The organism is Limnohabitans sp. Rim11 (assembly GCF_001269365.1).
Taxonomy (GTDB): Bacteria; Pseudomonadota; Gammaproteobacteria; order Burkholderiales; family Burkholderiaceae_C; genus Limnohabitans_A.
In genome coordinates this window covers 284464-303715 of record NZ_CXOM01000003.1, presented here as the reverse complement: position 1 = coordinate 303715, position 19252 = coordinate 284464, and the positions used below count along the sequence as shown (strand labels likewise).

General features: G+C 53.5%; 16 protein-coding genes. 14 read left to right on the top strand and 2 right to left on the bottom strand.

The genetic code is table 11. From position 1 onward, the window contains the following. Nucleotides 1-142: 142 nt before the first annotated feature. From AMM03_RS10465 to AMM03_RS10400, 14 genes are all read left to right on the top strand, one after another. Complete coding sequence (locus AMM03_RS10465; protein ID WP_228764666.1) at nt 143-889, top strand: crotonase/enoyl-CoA hydratase family protein; 747 nt, start codon at nt 143-145, stop codon at nt 887-889. Between the two features lie 57 nt (nt 890-946). After that, entirely contained in the window at nt 947-2800 is a 1854-nt protein-coding gene (locus AMM03_RS10460; protein ID WP_090131327.1) for a feruloyl-CoA synthase, read from the top strand. A gap of 16 nt (nt 2801-2816) precedes the next feature. Beyond that, nucleotides 2817-4064, top strand: a complete 1248-nt coding sequence (locus AMM03_RS10455) for a thiolase family protein (protein ID WP_090131325.1) — start codon at nt 2817-2819, stop codon at nt 4062-4064. A gap of 42 nt (nt 4065-4106) precedes the next feature. Then, the gene (locus AMM03_RS10450) at nt 4107-4871 is read left to right on the top strand and encodes an SDR family NAD(P)-dependent oxidoreductase (protein WP_090131323.1); all 765 of its coding nucleotides are present in this window, start codon (nt 4107-4109) and stop codon (nt 4869-4871) included. Nucleotides 4872-4888: 17 nt separating this feature from the next. Beyond that, entirely contained in the window at nt 4889-5308 is a 420-nt protein-coding gene (locus tag AMM03_RS10445; protein WP_090131321.1) for an acyl-CoA thioesterase, read from the top strand. Nucleotides 5309-5314: 6 nt separating this feature from the next. After that, nucleotides 5315-7018 (top strand): acyl-CoA dehydrogenase family protein, encoded by a 1704-nt coding sequence (locus tag AMM03_RS10440; RefSeq protein ID WP_090131319.1) that lies wholly within the window; start codon nt 5315-5317, stop codon nt 7016-7018. After that, nucleotides 7003-7464, top strand: a complete 462-nt coding sequence (locus AMM03_RS10435; protein ID WP_090131317.1) for a MarR family winged helix-turn-helix transcriptional regulator — start codon at nt 7003-7005, stop codon at nt 7462-7464. The genes AMM03_RS10440 and AMM03_RS10435 overlap by 16 nt, the downstream gene beginning before the upstream one ends. A 46-nt stretch (nt 7465-7510) precedes the next feature. Then, nucleotides 7511-8686, top strand: coding sequence for a fumarylacetoacetate hydrolase family protein (locus AMM03_RS10430; protein ID WP_090131315.1), 1176 nt, complete (start codon nt 7511-7513; stop codon nt 8684-8686). Nucleotides 8687-8780: 94 nt separating this feature from the next. Next, the gene (locus AMM03_RS10425; protein WP_090131313.1) at nt 8781-9131 is read left to right on the top strand and encodes an FKBP-type peptidyl-prolyl cis-trans isomerase; all 351 of its coding nucleotides are present in this window, start codon (nt 8781-8783) and stop codon (nt 9129-9131) included. 98 nt (nt 9132-9229) lie between these two features. Continuing rightward, a complete protein-coding gene (gene grpE, locus AMM03_RS10420; RefSeq protein WP_369793694.1) occupies nt 9230-9835 on the top strand; it encodes a nucleotide exchange factor GrpE in 606 nt (201 codons plus the stop codon). A gap of 144 nt (nt 9836-9979) precedes the next feature. Further along, on the top strand, nt 9980-11911 hold the full coding sequence (dnaK, locus tag AMM03_RS10415; protein ID WP_090131311.1) for a molecular chaperone DnaK: 1932 nt from the start codon (nt 9980-9982) through the stop codon (nt 11909-11911). Between the two features lie 97 nt (nt 11912-12008). Continuing rightward, a complete protein-coding gene (gene dnaJ, locus AMM03_RS10410) occupies nt 12009-13148 on the top strand; it encodes a molecular chaperone DnaJ (protein ID WP_090131309.1) in 1140 nt (379 codons plus the stop codon). Between the two features lie 72 nt (nt 13149-13220). After that, entirely contained in the window at nt 13221-14585 is a 1365-nt protein-coding gene (locus tag AMM03_RS10405) for an MBL fold metallo-hydrolase RNA specificity domain-containing protein (protein WP_090131307.1), read from the top strand. A gap of 26 nt (nt 14586-14611) precedes the next feature. Next, nucleotides 14612-16273 carry a phosphoethanolamine transferase gene (locus AMM03_RS10400; protein WP_090131305.1) on the top strand — a complete coding sequence of 554 codons (1662 nt, stop codon included), beginning with the start codon at nt 14612-14614 and terminating at the stop codon, nt 16271-16273. Here AMM03_RS10400 and AMM03_RS10395 read toward each other — a convergent pair. Continuing rightward, the gene (locus tag AMM03_RS10395; protein WP_090131303.1) at nt 16268-16744 is read right to left on the bottom strand and encodes a cyanophycin metabolism-associated DUF1854 family protein; all 477 of its coding nucleotides are present in this window, start codon (nt 16742-16744) and stop codon (nt 16268-16270) included. The two genes, AMM03_RS10400 and AMM03_RS10395, sit on opposite strands and share 6 nt — an antisense overlap. Next, nucleotides 16741-19077, bottom strand: coding sequence for a cyanophycin metabolism-associated ABC transporter (locus tag AMM03_RS10390; protein WP_090131301.1), 2337 nt, complete (start codon nt 19075-19077; stop codon nt 16741-16743). The genes AMM03_RS10395 and AMM03_RS10390 overlap by 4 nt, the downstream gene beginning before the upstream one ends. Nucleotides 19078-19252: the final 175 nt, after the last annotated feature.

Genomic DNA, 19252 nt, shown 5'->3' with positions numbered 1-19252 from the left:
CAAGGAATGACAATATAGTTATTGATAATAACCTTTTTAACAATTCCTTGCAGCCCTGCAAGGCCGTTTTGGACCCTCCATCATGACTCAAAATTTACATCCTTTGTTGCAAGGTGCAGAAACCAACGGCATTCACTTTGAGATGAACGGCGCGGTCGCAATGGTGCGCCTAAGCCGCCCCAGCAAACGCAATGCCCTGAACGATGGTTTGATCGAAGCACTGCGTGATGTCTTCCAAAATTTGCCAGAAGAAGCCAAGTCAGCTGTGGTCTACGGCGAAGGTGACCATTTCTGTGCGGGCTTGGATTTGTCTGAACTGAAAGAACGTGATGCGGGTCAAGGTGTGTATCACTCACGCAGCTGGCACGTGGCTTTAGATGCCGTTCAATTGGGCCGTGTTCCCGTTGTGGCTGCATTGCATGGCGCAGTCGTTGGCGGGGGTCTGGAATTGGCCAGTGCCTGTCACATTCGCGTGGCAGACGACAGCACTTTCTATGCTTTGCCTGAAGGCACACGTGGCATTTTTGTTGGCGGCGGCGGTTCAGTTCGCATTCCTAAATTGATTGGCGTGGCCCGTATGACAGACATGATGTTGACTGGCCGTGTTTACAACGCAGTCGATGGCGAGCGCATTGGTTTGGCCCAGTACCACGTACCAACCGGAACATCTTTGGAAAAGGCTTTGGACCTGGCGCAACGCATTGCCACCAACGCACCTTTAACCAACTACGCATTGATGCATGCCCTGCCCCGCATTTCCGAGCAACCTGCAGATCACGGTTACCTGACAGAAGCCCTGATCTCTTCCATTGCACAAGCTGCGCCAGAAGCCAAAGCGCGCGTCAGGGCTTTCTTGGAAGGCAAGGCTGCCAAAGTTCAAAAGAGCTGATCAGCCATTTTCAATCGCAAAAACAAATACATCGCCACCCGTTACTGAGAGCTAAGCATGAGCGCCCCTAAATTTAGACCCCTGCGTTTTGGCGTGACACGTGTCACTTTAAAAGATGGTGTGCCCGGTACGCACTACCTCAAAGCAGATCAAGATTTGCAGGCATTTCCAGATCGCCTGACTGACCGTCTGCAACACTGGGCGCAAATCAAGCCCACGCAAACACTGTTTGCAAGGCGCGTTAAATTGGCCGATGGCAACTTGGGGGATTGGCGCCATGTGACCTACGCAGAAGCCTGGCAGACCGCACGCAACATTGCGCAGGGTTTGATCAACCGCGGCTTGAACGCAGAGCGCCCTGTGGTGATCTTGAGTGAGAACAGTTTGGAGCATGCCCTATTGGCCCTGGGTTGTATGGTGGCAGGCGTTCCCTTTGTGCCTACCTCGCCACCCTACTCCTTAATCAGCCAAGACTACGACAAACTCAAGCACGTTTTGCGCACCGTGACGCCTGGCTTGGTCTTTGCCAGTGACGCGCGTTATGCCAAAGCCATTGCCGCCACAGTTTCCAGCGACATGGAAATTGTGATGAACGAAGGTGGCGTAGAAGGCAAACAAGTTACGACATTTGAAGCCTTGTGCAGCACACCTGCAACAGCGCAAGTGGATGCGGCCATCGCAGCCACTGGCCCAGACACCATTGTCAAATTCTTATTTACCAGTGGCTCCACCAAGTTGCCTAAAGCGGTGATCAACACACAGCGTTTGTGGTGTGCCAACCAACAACAAATGGCGCAGTCTATGCCTGTGTTGGCTGAGGCGCCTCTGGTGCTGGTGGACTGGTTGCCATGGAACCATACTTTTGGTGGCAATCACAACTTTGGCATGGTGGTGTTTCACGGCGGCACGATGTACATCGACGATGGCAAGCCCACGCCGGCCCTCATGCATGAAACTTTACGCAACCTGCGCGAAATTGCACCGACCGTTTATTTCAACGTGCCGACGGGTTTTGAAGCCATTGCCCTCGCCATGAAAACAGACGATTTGCTGCGCAAGACTTTGCTGTCACGCGTGCAAATGTTCTTCTACGCAGGCGCCGCTTTGGCACAACCCATTTGGGACAGCTTGTATGAATCGCAAGAGCGCGAAGTGGGCGAACGCATTGTGATGGGCACCGGCCTTGGTATGACCGAGTCTGGTCCTTTTGGTATTTTTGTAACAAACCCTTACGTCAACGCTGGCGACTTGGGTGTGCCAACACCTGGCCTAGAACTCAAACTGGTCGACATGGGCGGCAAAACAGAAGTTCGTTACCGCGGCCCCAACATCACGCCAGGTTACTGGCGTAACGCAGAAGAAACCAAAGCATCGTTTGACGACGAAGGCTTCTTCTGTACTGGCGATGCGGTCAAGTGGATTGACGAAACCGATGTGCATTTGGGCTTGAAATTTGATGGCCGTATTGCCGAAGATTTCAAGTTGGCCACCGGTACGTTTGTAAGTGTTGGACCCTTGCGCGGCAAGATCATTGCCGCCGGTGCACCCTATATTCAAGACGTGGTACTCACGGGCATCAACTTGAAAGAAGTGGGCGCCATGGTGTTCCCAACTCCTGCGGTGCGAGCACTCAGTGGCATGGCAGCCGATGCCCCTTTGGCCGATGTGCTGGGCAGCGATGCAGTATTGACGCACTTCCAAAAAGTGCTCAATGACTTGGCCAAAAGTGCGACCGGAAGTGCCAATCGCATTGCGCGCATGTGCTTGTTGTCCGAGCCGCCCACCATCGACAAAGGCGAAATCACCGACAAAGGCTCGATCAATCAACGCGCCGTGTTGTCACACCGCGCAGACACGGTGGCCGCTTTGCATGAAGAGCGTTTGCACTTCATCTTGAAGCCCACCCTTTAATTTTGAAAGTTACTTCATGAGTCAAGCCGGATTTTTCAATGCCTTTGAAGACGTGTGGATGCACGAAGGCGTTCGCACTCCCATGGTGGACTACTGTGGCGCTTTGGGTCACATATCTCCCACCGACATGGGCATTAAGGCTGCACGCGAAGCCCTCAAGCGCGCCGACATTCCTGCCAAAGACATCGGGTCTGTCATCACAGGCAACATGGCCCCTGGCGACTTCGATCAATTCTTCTTGCCGCGTCACATTGGTCTGTATGCAGGTGTGCCTGTTGAAGTGCCTGCACTGATGGCGCAGCGTATTTGCGGCACAGGGTTTGAGTTGTTCCGCCAAGCTGGTGAGCACATCCAATCGGGCGCAGCAGAAGCTGCATTGGTGGTCGGCACGGAAAGCATGACGCGCAATCCAATTGCTGCGTTTGACCACCGCCCAGGTTTCAAACTGGGCTCTCCTGTCGGCTTCAAAGACTACATGTGGGAAGCCTTGAAAGATCCGGCTGCGGGCATCAACATGATTCAAACGGCCGAAAACTTGGCCAAGAAATACAGCATCACACGGGAAGAAGTCGACGCCTTTGCATCTGAATCTTTTGCCAAAGCTGTGGCAGCTCAGCAGTCTGGTTTCTTGGCGGGCGAAATCGTTCCGGTCATCACAGAAAAATTTGAACTCGATGGTTACAAGCCACGCGGCATTAAGTTGCAGGGCAAGATCACTGAAGTGACACAAGACACACATCCCCGCATTTCACCTGCAGACGTGTTGGCCAAATTGCGCCCCGTCTACGAAGGCGGCGTGCAAACAGGTGGCAACAGTTCAGCCTTGGTCGATGCGGCAGCCGCATGCGTGGTCACCTCGGGGGCCTACGCCAAAGCCAACGGAAAGAAGCCACTGGCCCGCGTGGTCGCTGCAGCTGTGGCCGGTGTGCCCCCCGAAATCATGGGCATTGGCCCAGCGCCTGCTATTCGTTTATTGTTGGCACGCACCGGCCTCAAACTGTCCGACATCAGCCGCTTTGAAATTAACGAAGCCCAAGGCGCGCAAACTTTAGCAGTGGGCCGTGAATTGGGCTTAGACCTCAGCTTGCTCAACGTCAATGGCGGCGCCATTGCTTTGGGTCATCCACTGGCTGCAACCGGTGTTCGTCTCACAATTACTTTGGCGCGCGAATTGGCGCGCAGTGGCAAGCGTTATGGCATTTCCAGTGCGTGTGTGGGCGGTGGCCAAGGCATTGCCTTGCTGATCGAAAACCCAAACGCCTAAAACGACATCCATCCATCAACATCTATCCATCAAGAGGACATCATGAACATTCAAGGCATGAGCGCATTGGTCACCGGCGGTGGCTCTGGCTTGGGCGAAGCGACCGCCCGCGAACTGGCCCGATTGGGTGCCAAGGTTGCCGTACTCGACCTGAACCTCGAGAACGCCCAAAAAGTTGCAGCTGACATTGGCGGCATTGCCATTCAGTGCGATGTGACCAACGCAGCCAGCATGGAAAACGCAGTGGCCGAAGCTGCCAAAGCCCAAGGTGGCGCGCGCATCTTGATGCAAATTGCGGGCATTGGTACCGCCAAACGCATTGTGGGCAAAGACGGCAACCCTGCACCCTTGGAAGACTTTGCCAAAGTGGTCAACGTCAATTTGATTGGCACCTACAACGCAGCGCGTGTGTTTGCAGCAGCTTGCGCAAAACTAGACCCCATGGAAGACGGCGAGCGCGGCGCAATGGTGTTCACAGCTTCAGTAGCTGCCTTCGACGGCCAAGTGGGACAACAAGCCTACAGCGCTTCCAAAGCAGGTGTGGCCGGCATGACACTGCCGATGGCACGCGATTTGGCCCAACACGGCATTCGTGTTTGCACCATCGCCCCAGGCATCTTTGCTACACCCTTGTTAAAAACATTGCCCGAACCTGTTCAAGCTTCTTTGGCCGCCAGCATTCCCTTCCCTTCTCGCCTTGGCAAGCCTGAAGAGTTTGCCCAATTGGCTGCACACATCGTGAGCAATGGCCACATGAACGGCGAAGTGATTCGCTTGGACGGTGCGCTGCGCATGGCGCCTCGCTAATTTCAAGAAAGTTTTCAATGAGTCAAACAGTTGTTTACGAAGTACAAGTGATGTTCGGTGACTGCGACCCCGCAGGCATCGTCTTCTTTCCTAACTTCTCCAAATGGATGGACGCGTCGTCCTTGAATTTCTTTGTGAAGTGCGGTGTTCAACCTTGGCGCGAGCTGGTCAAAACCACCGGCATCATTGGCACCCCGCTGCTAGAAATCAACACCAAGTTTGGTCGCCCAGCCACCTATGGCGAAACGCTTCAAATTCACACCAGTGTGCAAGAGTGGCGCGAGAAAACCTTCATCCACAAACACGTGGTGATGCGCGGCGATACCGTGTTGTGTGAAGGCACCGAGGTGCGTGCTTTTTGCATCAAACACCCTGATGACCCCGATCGCATCAAAGCCATTCCCGTGCCTGCGGATATTAAAGCACTTTGCATTTGATTCGCCATGAGCCATTACCAACCCAACGTTCAAGACATGCAATTTGTCTTGTCACAAGTCTTAAGTGCACCCGATCAGCTCAAATCTCTTCAAGTGTTTGAAGAGTTAGACGCTGAATTGGCACAACAAGTCTTGGAAGAAGCTGGCAAATTTGTCGGCGAGGTGGTTGCGCCCTTAAACCGCAATGGCGATGAAATCGGTGCGCAATGGCAAGATGGCAAAGTCACCATGCCCCCTGGTTTTCAAGCGGCCTACCAAATGTTTTGGCAAGCAGGCTGGCCAGCCCTGTCCGCTGACGCAGAAGATGGTGGTCAAGGCTTGCCCACCGTTTGGGAGATCATGCTGTACGAAATGCTGTCAGCCGCTAACCATGGCTGGACCATGGCACCCGGTTTGTTGCATGGTGCTTATGAATGCATCAAACATTACGCCAGCCCTTCACTCAAAGAAACATATCTGAGCAAAGTCGGCACCGGCGAATGGTTGGCCACGATGTGCCTAACGGAGCCCCATGCTGGTAGCGACTTGGGCTTGTCACGCACCAAAGCCACGCCCCAAACGGATGGCCGCTACGCCTTGAATGGCACCAAGATTTTTATTTCCGGAGGCGAACACGACCTGACTGACAACATCGTGCACTTGGTGTTGGCTCGCCTGCCAGACTCCCCACCTGGACCGAAAGGTTTGTCGCTATTTTTGGTCCCCAAGTATTACCCCAATGGCGATCGCAGTGCCGTGCATTGCGACCGCATTGAAGAAAAGATGGGCTTGCATGGTAGCCCCACTTGCGTCATGCGTTTTGACGATGCCTTGGCAGAAATCATTGGCGAACCTGGCAAAGGTTTGAACGCCATGTTCGTCATGATGAACGCAGCGCGTTTGCATGTGGCCATGCAAGGCATTGGTCTGCTCGATGCCGCTTGGCAAAAAGCAGATGCCTACGCCAAAGAACGCCGCCAAATGCGCGCGCCAGCTGGCAAAGACGCCAAAGCCAAATCTGCCGCCGAAGCCGACTTCATCATTCAACACCCCGCCATCAAGCGCATCTTGGACACACAGCGCGCCTGGGTGGATGGCGGTCGCGTGCTAGCCTACCAAACAGCCGTAGAGTTAGACCGCATCAAACACGCCGACAAAGACACAGCAGCCAAGTCACAACGCTGGTGTGCCCTGGTCACACCCATGATGAAAGCAGCTTTCACCCATCAAGCCTTTCATGGCGGCAGCGATTGCCTCCAAGTGTTTGGCGGCCATGGCTATGTGCGTGAATGGGGCATTGAACAAATCGTTCGGGATGCACGGGTTGCCATGATTTACGAAGGCACCAACGAAATTCAAGCCATTGATTTGTTGGTTCGCAAAATCATGGCCGATGGCGGTCAGAGTTTGAACCAGTTGCTCGATGACATGAAGTCAGAGTCCGGTTCAGAAACCGCAGAGGCCACACAGCTTCGCAATTTGACGCAAAGTATTTTGACGGCGGCTCAACTCGAACCGAGCCTGGGTCATCGCGTCGCAGACGACTTTTTACGCGCTATGGCGCTGGTCATGTTGCAGTGGGCTTGGCAACGCATCGATACCAAGCTGAATGAAGACACGCCCAACTTGAAAGACCGGTGGCAAGCCCCCTCCAAAGCTTTCCGCCAGTGGATCTTGCCCGAGTTCGCCATGCGCAGTCACATCATCGAGACGCAATGCGCAGCAGCCTAAAAAATCCTGTTGCTTCTGTCGATACCGTCGACACGAGTTACCTGGAAACCTTGATTGGTTACAACGCACGTCGCGCAGCGTTGGCTGTGATTGCCCAATTTTTAGAACGTATGGCTGTCTATGACTTAAAGCCGGTGGATTTTTCGGTCATGTCTGTCATCGTGCACAACCCAGGCGTTACGTCGCGGCAGTTGTGCGCTGCTCTCAACATTTTGCCGCCCAATTTGGTGGGCTTGGTCCAGTCGCTTGAGTCGCGCGGGTTAATTGAGCGCCTGCCCCACCCGCACGATGGCCGAGCCATGGGCTTGCACCCGACAGAAAAAGGGCAAGAACTGATGGTCCAAGCAGAAGCCACGGCTTCCGAGCTAGAAATGAAAATTGGGTCTAAACTTACCCCCAACCAAGTTCAAACCTTGGTCACATTGCTACAAAAAATATACCTCTAAGGGCGCAGAAAAACTGGGCCAAGAGATTCACTCGGGAGACCTGGCCTTGTCACACTCAAGCTTTCCTTCATTGGCAGAAACACTGCCCATCGACCATGACCACGCAGTCTTGATTGGCCGTGTTTGGGTGCCTGGTGAAGGCCCTTATTTGGTCAAAGTCAACGCCACAGAAACCACTGACTTGTCTGGCTTGGCCCTCACCAGCAGTGACTTAATGGAAATGGACAACGCTGCAGCACGGGTGCAGCAACACCGCGGCAAAACTTGCTCAACCGAAACCATTTGGAACAACACCGATCCCAAGCAGCGTCACGAAGATCAAGCCTGGTTCCTGGCTCCTACCGACCTGCAAGCCATTAAAGCTGCTGGCGTGACCTTTGTAGCCAGCATGCTAGAGCGCGTCATTGAAGAGCAAGCCCGCGGCGACGCCGCCAAAGCCGAAAGCGTTCGCAAAGCCGTGATTGACGTCATGGGCGACAACCTGCGCAACGTCAAACCAGGCTCGCCACAAGCCATGAAACTCAAAGAAGTATTGGTCGCCCAAGGCGTCTGGTCGCAGTACCTGGAGGTGGGTATTGGCCCCGATGCAGAAATTTTTACCAAATCACAAGCCATGAGCGCCGTGGGCTCTGGCTTTGATGTGGGCCTGCACCCAGGCAGTTCTTGGAACAACCCAGAACCAGAAATTGTCTTGGTCATCAATTCCAAAGGCCATGTTGTGGGCGCCGCCATGGGCAACGATGTCAACTTGCGCGACTTTGAAGGCCGAAGCGCCCTGCTCTTGGGCAAGGCCAAAGACAACAATGCCAGCTGTGCCATCGGCCCGTTCATTCGATTGTTTGATGGCCAGTACACCATTGACAGCGTTCGCAACACAGACCTCAGCATGGCAGTCCATGGCCCCGAAGGCTTTGTGATGCAAGGCAGCAGTTCGCTCAGCCAAATTAGCCGCGACCCCTTGGACTTGGCCGCCCAAGCCATTGGCCCCTACCATCAATATCCCGATGGCCTGGTGCTGTTCTTGGGCACCATGTTTGCCCCCACCCAAGACCGACATGGCCCTGGCCAAGGCTTTACACATGTGGTGGGCGACACAGTGGCTATCACCACCCCGCAATTGGGCACCCTTTTTAACCGCGTGACCACCTCAGACCAAGCGCCAGCATGGACTTACGGCATCCGAGCCCTCATGCAAGACTTGACCAAGCGGTCTTCACACTGAACCTAGCGCCCTGGTAAGCGCCCATCCACTGGCATAATTCACCCATAGGCCGGTCTTGTACCGGCCTTTCTATGACATTTTTCTAGGAAACACCATGATCACCACAGCCACAGGCCTGCAATACGAAGACACCGTGGTCGGCGACGGCGCCGAAGCCACCAAAGGCCAAACGGTCACCGTTCACTATACCGGTTGGTTGTACAAAGATGGCGAGCAAGGCGCCAAATTTGACTCCAGCAAAGACCGCCGCGACCCCTTCCAATTCAGTTTGGGCGCTGGCATGGTCATTCGCGGCTGGGACGAAGGCGTGGCTGGGATGAAAATTGGGGGCGCTCGCACCCTGATCATTCCCGCTGAATTAGGTTACGGTTCGCGCGGCGCTGGTGGTGTCATTCCCCCCAACGCCACACTCAAGTTCGACGTCGAATTGCTCGATCTGTCTTGATCTAATTCAGGTCCCTTTGGCACTTTGCCAGTAGGGTCTTGAAATCTTTCAAAACGCCCCCAAGTTTGGGGCGTTGTCATTTATTGCGGATGCATTTCATGTCTGATTCCAGCTCACAAAACACCTCTCATCAAAACCCCAACCCCGCCGGCGTCATGCCCGCGGCTGAAGCTTTGGCTGCCGCTGCGGCTGCCATGGGCACTGACACCCAAGCCGCACAAGCGCCAGCTTCCTTAGATCCTCTGGCTGACGCCCAAGCCGAACTGGCCAACGTCAAAGCTCAAAATGCGACTTTGGCAGACCAGTACCTTCGCGCCCAAGCTGACGTGCAAAACGCACGGCGCCGCGCCGATGAAGAAATTTCTAAGGCTCGCAAGTTTGCGGTCGAAGGTTTTGCCGATAGCCTGCTGCCTGTGTTGGACAGCTTGGAAGCCGGCTTGGCAATTCAAAATGTCACGCCTGAGCAAATTCGCGAAGGTGCCGAAGCCACCCTCCGTCAACTCAAAAGTGCCCTGGAGCGCAACAAGGTGATTGAGATCAACCCTGCCGCTGGCACCAAGTTCGACCCCCATCACCACCAAGCCATTAGCGTGGTGCCTGCTGAGCAAGAGGCCAACACCGTGGTCACAGTTTTGCAAAAAGGGTACTTGATTGCTGATCGTGTGTTGCGTCCCGCTTTGGTCACAGTAACCGCCCCTAAATAAAACCTCGCAGAAGTAGAAAACAGCCTCAATTGGGGCAAATCAGGGCAAAAAAGACGCAATTTGAGCCAAATCGGCCTTGAAATTTCCCAAACCGCCCCTACTTCTGTTTCATTCAAGCATTTTTTAGATTTACCGGAGAAGAACATGGGAAGAATTATTGGCATTGACTTGGGCACCACCAACTCGTGTGTGGCCATCATGGAAGGCAACACCACCAAGGTGATTGAGAACGCCGAAGGCGCTCGTACCACCCCTTCCATCATTGCTTACCAGGAAGACGGCGAAATTTTGGTCGGTGCGTCCGCCAAGCGCCAAGCCGTCACCAACCCCCGCAACACGCTGTATGCCGTGAAGCGTTTGATTGGCCGCAAGTTCGCCGAAAAAGAAGTTCAAAAAGACATCGACCTGATGCCTTACACCATTGCCAAAGCAGACAACGGCGATGCCTGGGTTGAAGTGCGCGGCAACAAATTGGCCCCCCCACAAATCAGCGCAGAAGTCTTGCGCAAGATGAAGAAAACCGCCGAAGACTACCTCGGCGAAGAAGTGACAGAAGCCGTCATCACGGTACCTGCTTACTTCAATGACGCACAACGTCAAGCCACCAAAGATGCAGGTCGTATCGCTGGTTTGGATGTGAAGCGCATCATCAACGAACCCACTGCCGCTGCATTGGCTTTCGGTTTGGACAAGACCGAAAAAGGCGATCGCAAAATTGCGGTGTATGACTTGGGTGGCGGTACGTTTGACGTGTCCATCATTGAAATTGCCGACGTCGATGGCGAAAAACAATTTGAAGTCTTGTCCACCAACGGCGACACCTTCTTGGGTGGCGAAGACTTCGACCAACGCATCATCGACTTCATCATTTCTGAGTTCAAGAAAGAAAGCGGCGTTGATTTGTCCAAAGACGTGTTGGCCTTGCAGCGCTTGAAAGAAGCCGCTGAAAAAGCCAAGATCGAATTGTCCAGCTCAGCTGGTACCGACATCAACTTGCCTTACATCACCGCCGATGCCACAGGTCCTAAGCACCTGAACATCAAACTCAGCCGCGCGAAATTGGAAAGCTTGGTGGACGAGTTGATCGAGCGCACCATTGCCCCTTGCCGCACTGCCATCAAAGACGCCGGCGTGAACGTGGCCGATATCGACGACATCATTTTGGTCGGCGGTATGTCTCGCATGCCCAAGGTGCAAGAGAAGGTGAAAGAGTTCTTTGGCAAAGAGCCCCGCAAAGACGTGAACCCAGACGAAGCTGTGGCTGTTGGCGCTGCCATTCAAGGTCAAGTTTTGTCGGGCGATCGCAAAGACGTGTTGTTGTTGGACGTGACACCTTTGTCCTTGGGCATTGAAACCCTGGGCGGCGTGATGACCAAGATGATCACCAAGAACACCACCATCCCCACCAAGTTTGCACAGACCTTCTCCACAGCTGACGACAACCAACCTGCTGTGACCATCAAGGTTTACCAAGGCGAGCGCGAGATGGCCACTGGCAACAAGTTGCTGGGTGAGTTCAACCTCGAAGGCATCCCACCTGCAGCACGCGGCACACCGCAAATTGAAGTGTCCTTTGACATCGACGCCAACGGCATCTTGCACGTGGGCGCCAAAGACAAAGGCACTGGCAAAGAAAACAAGATCACCATCAAAGCCAACTCTGGTTTGTCTGAAGACGAAATTCAACAGATGGTGAAAGACGCTGAGTTGAACGCTGCAGACGACAAGAAGAAACTCGAAATCGTTCAAGCCAAAAACTCTGGCGAAGCCACGGTTCACAGCGTGAAGAAAAGCTTGACCGAGTACGGCGACAAAATTGAAGGCGACGAAAAAACAAAAATCGAAGCCGCTGTGAAGGAATTGGAAGAAGCTTTGAAGGGCGAAGACAAAGAAGCCATCGAAGCCAAAACCGAAACCCTCATGACTGTCAGCCAAAAGCTGGGCGAAAAAATGTACGCCGACATGCAAGCCAAAGAAGCGGCTGCCGGTGGCGCAGCGGGCGGCCCAGGTGCCGACGCCAAACCTGCAGACGACAACGTGGTCGATGCAGAAGTGAAAGAAGTTAAAAAAGGCTAAGCCTTTCATTCAAGGGCAATAGCCCAAGCCGCCGCGTCAGCGTATCCTTAAGGAAATCGCTTTCGCGGCGTTCTTGTTCAAACAGTAGCAAAAAACGATGGCCAAAAGAGACTTTTACGAAGTATTGGGTGTAGCCAAGAACGCCTCTGAAGAAGAGATCAAAAAGGCGTATCGCAAACTGGCGATGAAGTTCCACCCGGACCGTCATCAGGGTGACGACGCCAAAGACGCAGAAGCCAAATTCAAAGAGGTCAAAGAGGCCTACGAGATGTTGTCGGACGCGCAAAAACGCGCTGCCTACGATCAGTACGGCCACGCCGGTGTTGACCCCAACATGCGCGGCCCTGGCGGCGGTGCAGAGGGCTTTGGCGGTTTTGGTGAAGCCTTTGGCGACATCTTTGGTGACATCTTTGGTCAGCAACGCGGCGGGGGCCGTGGTGGCCGTCAAGTGTTTCGTGGCGGCGATTTGAGCTATGCCATGGAAGTGACATTGGAAGAAGCGGCGGCAGGTAAAGACGCGCAAATTCGAATTCCCGGCTGGGAAGAATGCGATCCTTGCGATGGCACCGGCGCCAAGAAAGGCACCAGCGCCAAAACCTGCGGCACCTGCCAAGGTTCGGGAACTGTGCAAATGCGCCAAGGCTTTTTTAGTGTGCAGCAAACCTGCCCCCACTGCCGCGGCTCCGGCAAAATCATCTCCGACCCCTGCCCTTCGTGCAGTGGCCAAGGCAAGCTCAAAAAGCAAAAAACACTCGAAGTCAAAATTCCTGCAGGCATTGACGACGGCATGCGCATTCGCAGCACCGGTAACGGTGAGCCCGGCACCAACGGCGGACCGCCTGGCGACTTGTACATTGAGATTCGCCTCAAGAAGCACGACATCTTTGAGCGCGATGGCGACGACCTGCATTGCTCTGTCCCCATCGGCTTTAGCAAAGCCGCATTGGGCGGTGAAATCGATGTGCCCACACTCAGTGGCAAAGCGGCCATCGATATTCCCGAAGGCACCCAAACGGGCAAGCAATTCCGTTTGCGCGGCAAAGGCATCAAGGGCGTGCGTTCCAGCTACCCTGGCGACTTGTACTGTCACATTACAGTGGAGACGCCAGTCAAACTGACAGAGCATCAGCGCAAGCTGCTCAAAGAGTTTGAAGAGTCTTTGCAAAAAGGCGGCGCCAAGCACATGCCTACGGGCAACAGTTGGACAGACAAACTCAAAGGTTTGTTTGGCGCTTAAGTCGGCATCGAAGTCATCGCTTCTCTTGATCCAAATCAAGTCCATGTTGGGCCATCGGCCTAACATGGATTCATGACACTCAACATTCGTTTCTTAGGCGGTGCCGACACCGTCACGGGTTCCAAGTACTGCGTAGAGCATGATGGCAAAAAGCTGTTGGTCGACTGCGGTTTGTTTCAGGGCTACAAACAATTGCGCTTGCGCAATTGGGACCCTTGCCCGACCCCACCCAAAGATATCAACGCAGTCATTCTGACGCACGCCCACTTGGACCACAGTGGCTACTTGCCGCTTCTAGCCCGCAATGGCTTTGAAGGCAAAGTTCACAGCACGTCAGGCACGCGAGATTTGTGCAGCATCTTGTTGCCAGACAGTGGGCACATTCAAGAGGAAGACGCCTACTTTGCCAACAAACACGGCTATTCCAAACACAGCCCAGCATTGCCGCTGTACACAAAGCAAGATGCCAAGTACTGCCTGCAACAGTTTCATGTGGAAAAACTCAACGCATGGTTTCAGCCCATCAAGGGGTGGAATGCCAAGTTCAGCAGCGCAGGACACATTTTGGGTGCCGCCAGTTTGTTGCTGGAAGTTGCAGGTCGGCGCATCCTTTTTTCAGGCGACTTGGGGCGACCCGACGACAGCTTGATGAATCCTCCCGATGCACCCCCACAGGCCGATACCGTGCTAATTGAATCAACTTACGGCAATCGCAATCACCCCGAAGAAAACGTCAACGAAGAATTGGGGGAAGCCTTAAAGCGAGTTTCTGCACGCGGTGGTGTGGCAGTGGTTCCCGTATTTGCAGTGGGTCGGGCACAAGCCATTTTGCACAGCATTGCACAACTCAAAGCGCAAGGTGCAATTCCTCATGGCTTGCCCATTTTCCTTGACAGCCCCATGGCCATTCACACCACGGCCCTGTTCAAGCGCCACATGGGGGAGCACCGACTGAACGCAGCTGAAGTGCAAGCCATGGACCGTGTGGCGACCCTGATCGCAACACCCGAACAGTCAAAAGCTTTGGTTAAACGACACGGCCCCATGGTGATCTTGTCAGCCAGTGGCATGGCTACGGGTGGGCGCGTGTTGCATCATTTGGGCAACCATGTAGGCAACCATCGCAACATGGTCATCCTGACCGGCTTTCAGTCGCCTGGCACGCGCGGGGCAACATTAGCCAGTGGTGCAGCCACCATTCGACTGCATGGTAAAGACCTGCCTGTGGCAGCAGAAATTGTTCAACTGAGTTCGGCTTCGGCCCACGCCGATTGCAGTCAACTCTTGGCCTGGTTGAAAAGAATGCCACAAGCGCCAGCGCAAGTTTATGTGGTTCATGGCGAGCGTGAAGCCTCAGATGCCCTGCGCCAGCGAATTGAGAGAGAACTCAAAATGCGTGCTGTGGTGCCTGAGCATGCCTCTGTTTGGCCAGGATGAGCGTTTGAAGCGATAAACTTCAGGCTATGACATCCAAACGCCAAAGATCTCAATCCTCCAAATCCAATGCATGGCATCCCGCTTGGGTAGCGCTATTGGGCAGTCTGTGGCTTGCCACCGCTGGCAACTACGCCCTGTGGCAGCAAGTACACCAACTGCCTGAAGTGAATGGTCTTCGAGGTCTGGGCTTTGCCATTGGCTTTGGCGTCATCATCATTGCCGCGCTAACCACCCTGCTGAGTCTGTTCAACTGGGGCAAGTTCCTAAAACCAGTCCTCACTGTTTTCTTCTTAAGTGCAGCCAGTGGCGCTTATTTCATGATGAGCTATGGCATCGTGATTGACAGCACCATGATTACCAACGTGATTCAAACGGATACCCATGAAGCCTTGGACTTGTTCAATTGGCGCATGTTGGTGAGCTTTGCAATCTTGGGCGTCTTGCCTAGCTGGGCACTTTGGAAAACACCCATCAAATCGCTTCGCTTGGGTCAGCAGTTGATTGGCAACGCCCTCTTGTTCGTTGCCTCACTTGCGGTCCTTGTAGCCTCCTTGCTGGCAATTTTTCAGGACTTCTCGTCCGTCATGCGCAACCACACCCAGTTGCGCTACTTGATCAATCCGCTCAACAGTTACTATGCCATCGGCTTGGTTGCCGCCAAGCCCTTCCAGCGCGACAACAAGACTGTGCTGCCTGTGGGTCAAGATGCCAAGTTGGCTACTTTAAAACCCACCGAGAAGCCACCTATGCTTTTGTTAGTCTTGGGGGAAACCGCTAGGATGGGCAATTTTGGCGTCAATGGCTACGAACGCAACACCACGCCAGAGCTGGCCAAAGAAAACATTGTGAGCTTGCGCAGCGTCATGTCATGTGGCACCAGTACCGCGACTTCTGTCCCCTGTATGTTTTCTCACTTGGGCAAAGAGGACTTTGAGTCTCGCAAAAACAATTACGAAAGTCTCATTGATATCCTCCATCATGCCGGCCTGGCTGTGCTGTGGATTGACAATCAAGCGGGCTGCAAAGGCGTTTGCGAACGCGTACCGCAAGCCCTGACCAAAGAGCTCCAACATCCTTCCTTGTGCAGGGGTGGCGAGTGTTTTGACGAAATCATGCTGCATCAATTGGACGAACGCATTCAGGCTTTGCCAGCCGATCGCCGAGCCAAAGGCGTGGTAGTGGTCATGCACCAAATGGGCAGCCATGGCCCTGCGTACTACAAGCGTGTGCCTGACAATTTCAAAAAATTTCAGCCCGAATGCAAGAGCAACGCGCTTCAAGAATGTTCGCGCGAACAAGTGGTCAACTCTTTTGACAACACCATTCTTTATACCGATCACTTTTTAGCGCAAGCCATTCAGTGGCTCAAAAAATCGGAGTCCCAATCTGCAACGGCCATGTTGTATGTGTCTGACCATGGCGAGTCATTGGGAGAAAACAACCTGTATTTACACGGCCTACCCTACCGCGTGGCGCCCGATGTACAAAAGCGTGTGCCTTGGATCACCTGGTGGTCGCCCACGTTTGAAAAACAAACAGGACTGCAACGTGCTTGCTTAAAAAACAAGACAGAAACCCCACTGACACACGACAACTATTTTCACTCCGTGCTGGGCTTAATGGGCGTCAGCACCGAGGTGTACCAAGCCAAACTGGATGTGCACGCCGACTGCCGAAGCAAGTCATAAAAAGCGGTCTAAGAGCTTTCTAGAGAAGCGGTCCATTTGCGCCAAATCTCGAATGAGAAATTGCACGCCATGACCATCAGTCACCAGCAAAACAGTCCCGGACAAACGGCGAATATCCTCTTCGCCTTTCAGCAGCAATGAAGTGCGTCCGCGGTCTGTTTCGATGTCCCATGTACTGGGCGTCACAAAACTGCTGACGCCATACAACTTGAGAATTTGCGGCATGAACTCACGCTGCATGATGGCTTTTTGAATGTTGGCTCGCGCTTGTTCGGCGACGTGACTGAGTTGCGGAATCCAAAGCAACTCTTTGCCATCGACGTCCACCAAAGCAATGCCCTCATCGGGCGCAGCCACCGGAAAAGAACGAACAGCCAAAACGTGATCGTGACGAACACCTTCAGCAGAGACATAAAACCACCGACCCGATGGGCTTTGATCAAATTGAATATTTAAAGCTTCGGCACTCATGCTGTCGCCGTTTCTCTTAAGACAGCGCCTTCAGACTCAGCCTGCCTTTGCTGGGCCTTGTACAAACGCCAGTAAGCGCCCTTGCTTTCAATCAGCACATCGTGCGTGCCCTCTTCCACAATCAAGCCTTTGTCCATGACCACCAGGCGGTCTGCTTTGCGCAGCGTGGACAATCGGTGTGCAATGGCGATGGTGGTTCTGCCGCGGACTAAGTTGTCCAATGCGTTTTGAATTTCTTTTTCAGTTTCGGTATCTACCGCCGAAGTGGCTTCGTCCAAAATCAATATGCGGGGGTTGATGAGCAATGCACGTGCAATGGAAATGCGTTGACGCTCACCGCCCGACAGCCCTTGGCCTCGCTCGCCCACCAAAGAGTCATAGCCTTGAGGCATCCGCAAAATGAACTCATGCGCATGGGCTGCACGCGCGGCTGCCACGATCTGTTCGCGAGTGGCATCGGGCATGCCATAGGCAATGTTGTCTGCAATGGTGCCAAAGAACAAGAAGGGTTCTTGTAAAACCAAGCCAATGTGCCTGCGGTAGTCGGCCACTTTGAGTTGCTTGATGTCCACGCCATCCAGGGCAATGCTACCTTCTGACAAATCATAAAAGCGGCACATCAAGTTAACGAGGGTGCTTTTGCCTGAACCACTGTGACCCACCAGGCCAATCATTTCACCGGGTTGGATGTCCAAATTCAATTGCTTGATGACCGCACGATTGCCATAACGGAAGCTTGCGTCTGTCAGGGTAATTCGGCCCTCTACCTTCGGTAAAGCCACGGGATTCAATGGCTCAGGTACGCTAGAGACATGGTCCAAAATTTCAAAAATACGTTTGGCGCCAGAAGCCGCTTTTTGGGTGGTCGACACAATGCGGCTCATGGAATCTAAGCGCGTGTAAAAGCGACCGATGTAGGCCAAGAAGGCTGTCAACACGCCCACCGTGATTTGATCTTTTGACACCAGCCAAATACCAAAACCCCAGACCACCAGCAAGCCAATTTCGGTCATCAAGGTGACCGTCGGCGAGAACACAGACCAGACTCTGTTGAGTCGATCGTTGACGGCCAAATTGTGTTTGTTGGCATCGATGAAACGCTGAGCTTCACGATCTTCTTGTGCAAAGGCTTTGACCACCCGAATGCCCGGAATGGTGTCTGCCAACACATTGGTCACTTCAGACCAAACACGGTCAATTTTCTCAAAGCCAGTCCGAAGTTTTTCGCGCACCACATGAATCAACCAACCAATGAACGGCAGAGGCAACAGAGTCACTAAAGCCAGAGTGGGGTTGATCGAGAACAAGATGATGGCGGTCATCATGATCATCAAAATGTCTGTCGCAAAGTCAAGCAAGTGGAGCGACAAAAAGACATTGATCCGATCGGTTTCACTGCCGATACGGGCAATCAAATCGCCGGTGCGTCGGCCCCCGAAATACTCCAAAGAAAGCTTCAATAAATGTTGATAGGTGGTGGTTCTCAAATCAGCGCCAATGCGCTCAGAGACCAAGGCCAAGATGTAGGTTTTGATCCACCCCAAACCCCAAGCCACCAAGGCGGAAGCAAACAGGCCCAACAAATACCAAGACACCACCATGGGGTCAATGTCCTTGCCATTCTGATAAGGAATGAGCACATCGTCCATCAAGGGCATGGTGAGATAAGGCGGCACCAAGGTTGCAGCGGTGGAAGCCAGGGTCAAAACAAAGCCCAACAAAAGTTGCCACTGATAGGGCTTGGCAAAACGCCAAAGTTTTAACAGTGTCCAGGTCGAAGGCGGCGCCTGTTCTTTCTCTAGACAAACAGCACACTCTTCGTCGGAAGCGTCCACCACGTTCTGACAAACAGGACACAACACGTGCCGCATTTGAGCAACCCCTGGCTCGGTCCAATCTGCTCCGCCTTGAACTTGACCATCCAAGGATTGCCCCATGAAAGATGACGAGGGACCGGTCTGAAGCAAGCGGTTTTCAAACCGCAATTTCCATCGCAGAACGGCCGCTTCCAGGCCTAAGGTGAAGCGCCAAGCGGCCAAACGAGTGCCCCCTTGGTGCAAGGCAAGCGTTCCAACCCCTGCATGATCGAGCACTCGAAGGCTCAAATCGGGGGTCAAAGACCAAGAATTCCAATTTTTTTGAGCTTCATCCGTGGAGATGACCCTTTGATCGGTCAAAATAACAAGGGTTTTTTTGAAGCTTAATTCTTCATTCAGGTCAACCTCTAGCCAGGCTAGGACGTTTTCACCAAGGTGAACTTGAGACAACACGCCCTCCTGCCAGAAAATAGGCAATCCCAGAAAATCAATGGGAGGATGGGTAATGGCGTTCATAAGAATTCAAACAGCAAGAGTCAACTAGTGTTGGCGGCAAACAAAAACAGCAAAAGAAGCGGCCAGGACACAGCCCATGCACCTTGTTTATCAGACGATCATTGCCAGTGCTGCAACTGGCCGGCCATTGTATCCCCGGACACGAATCGACCCGTGCCATCGCTCAGAATCGTCA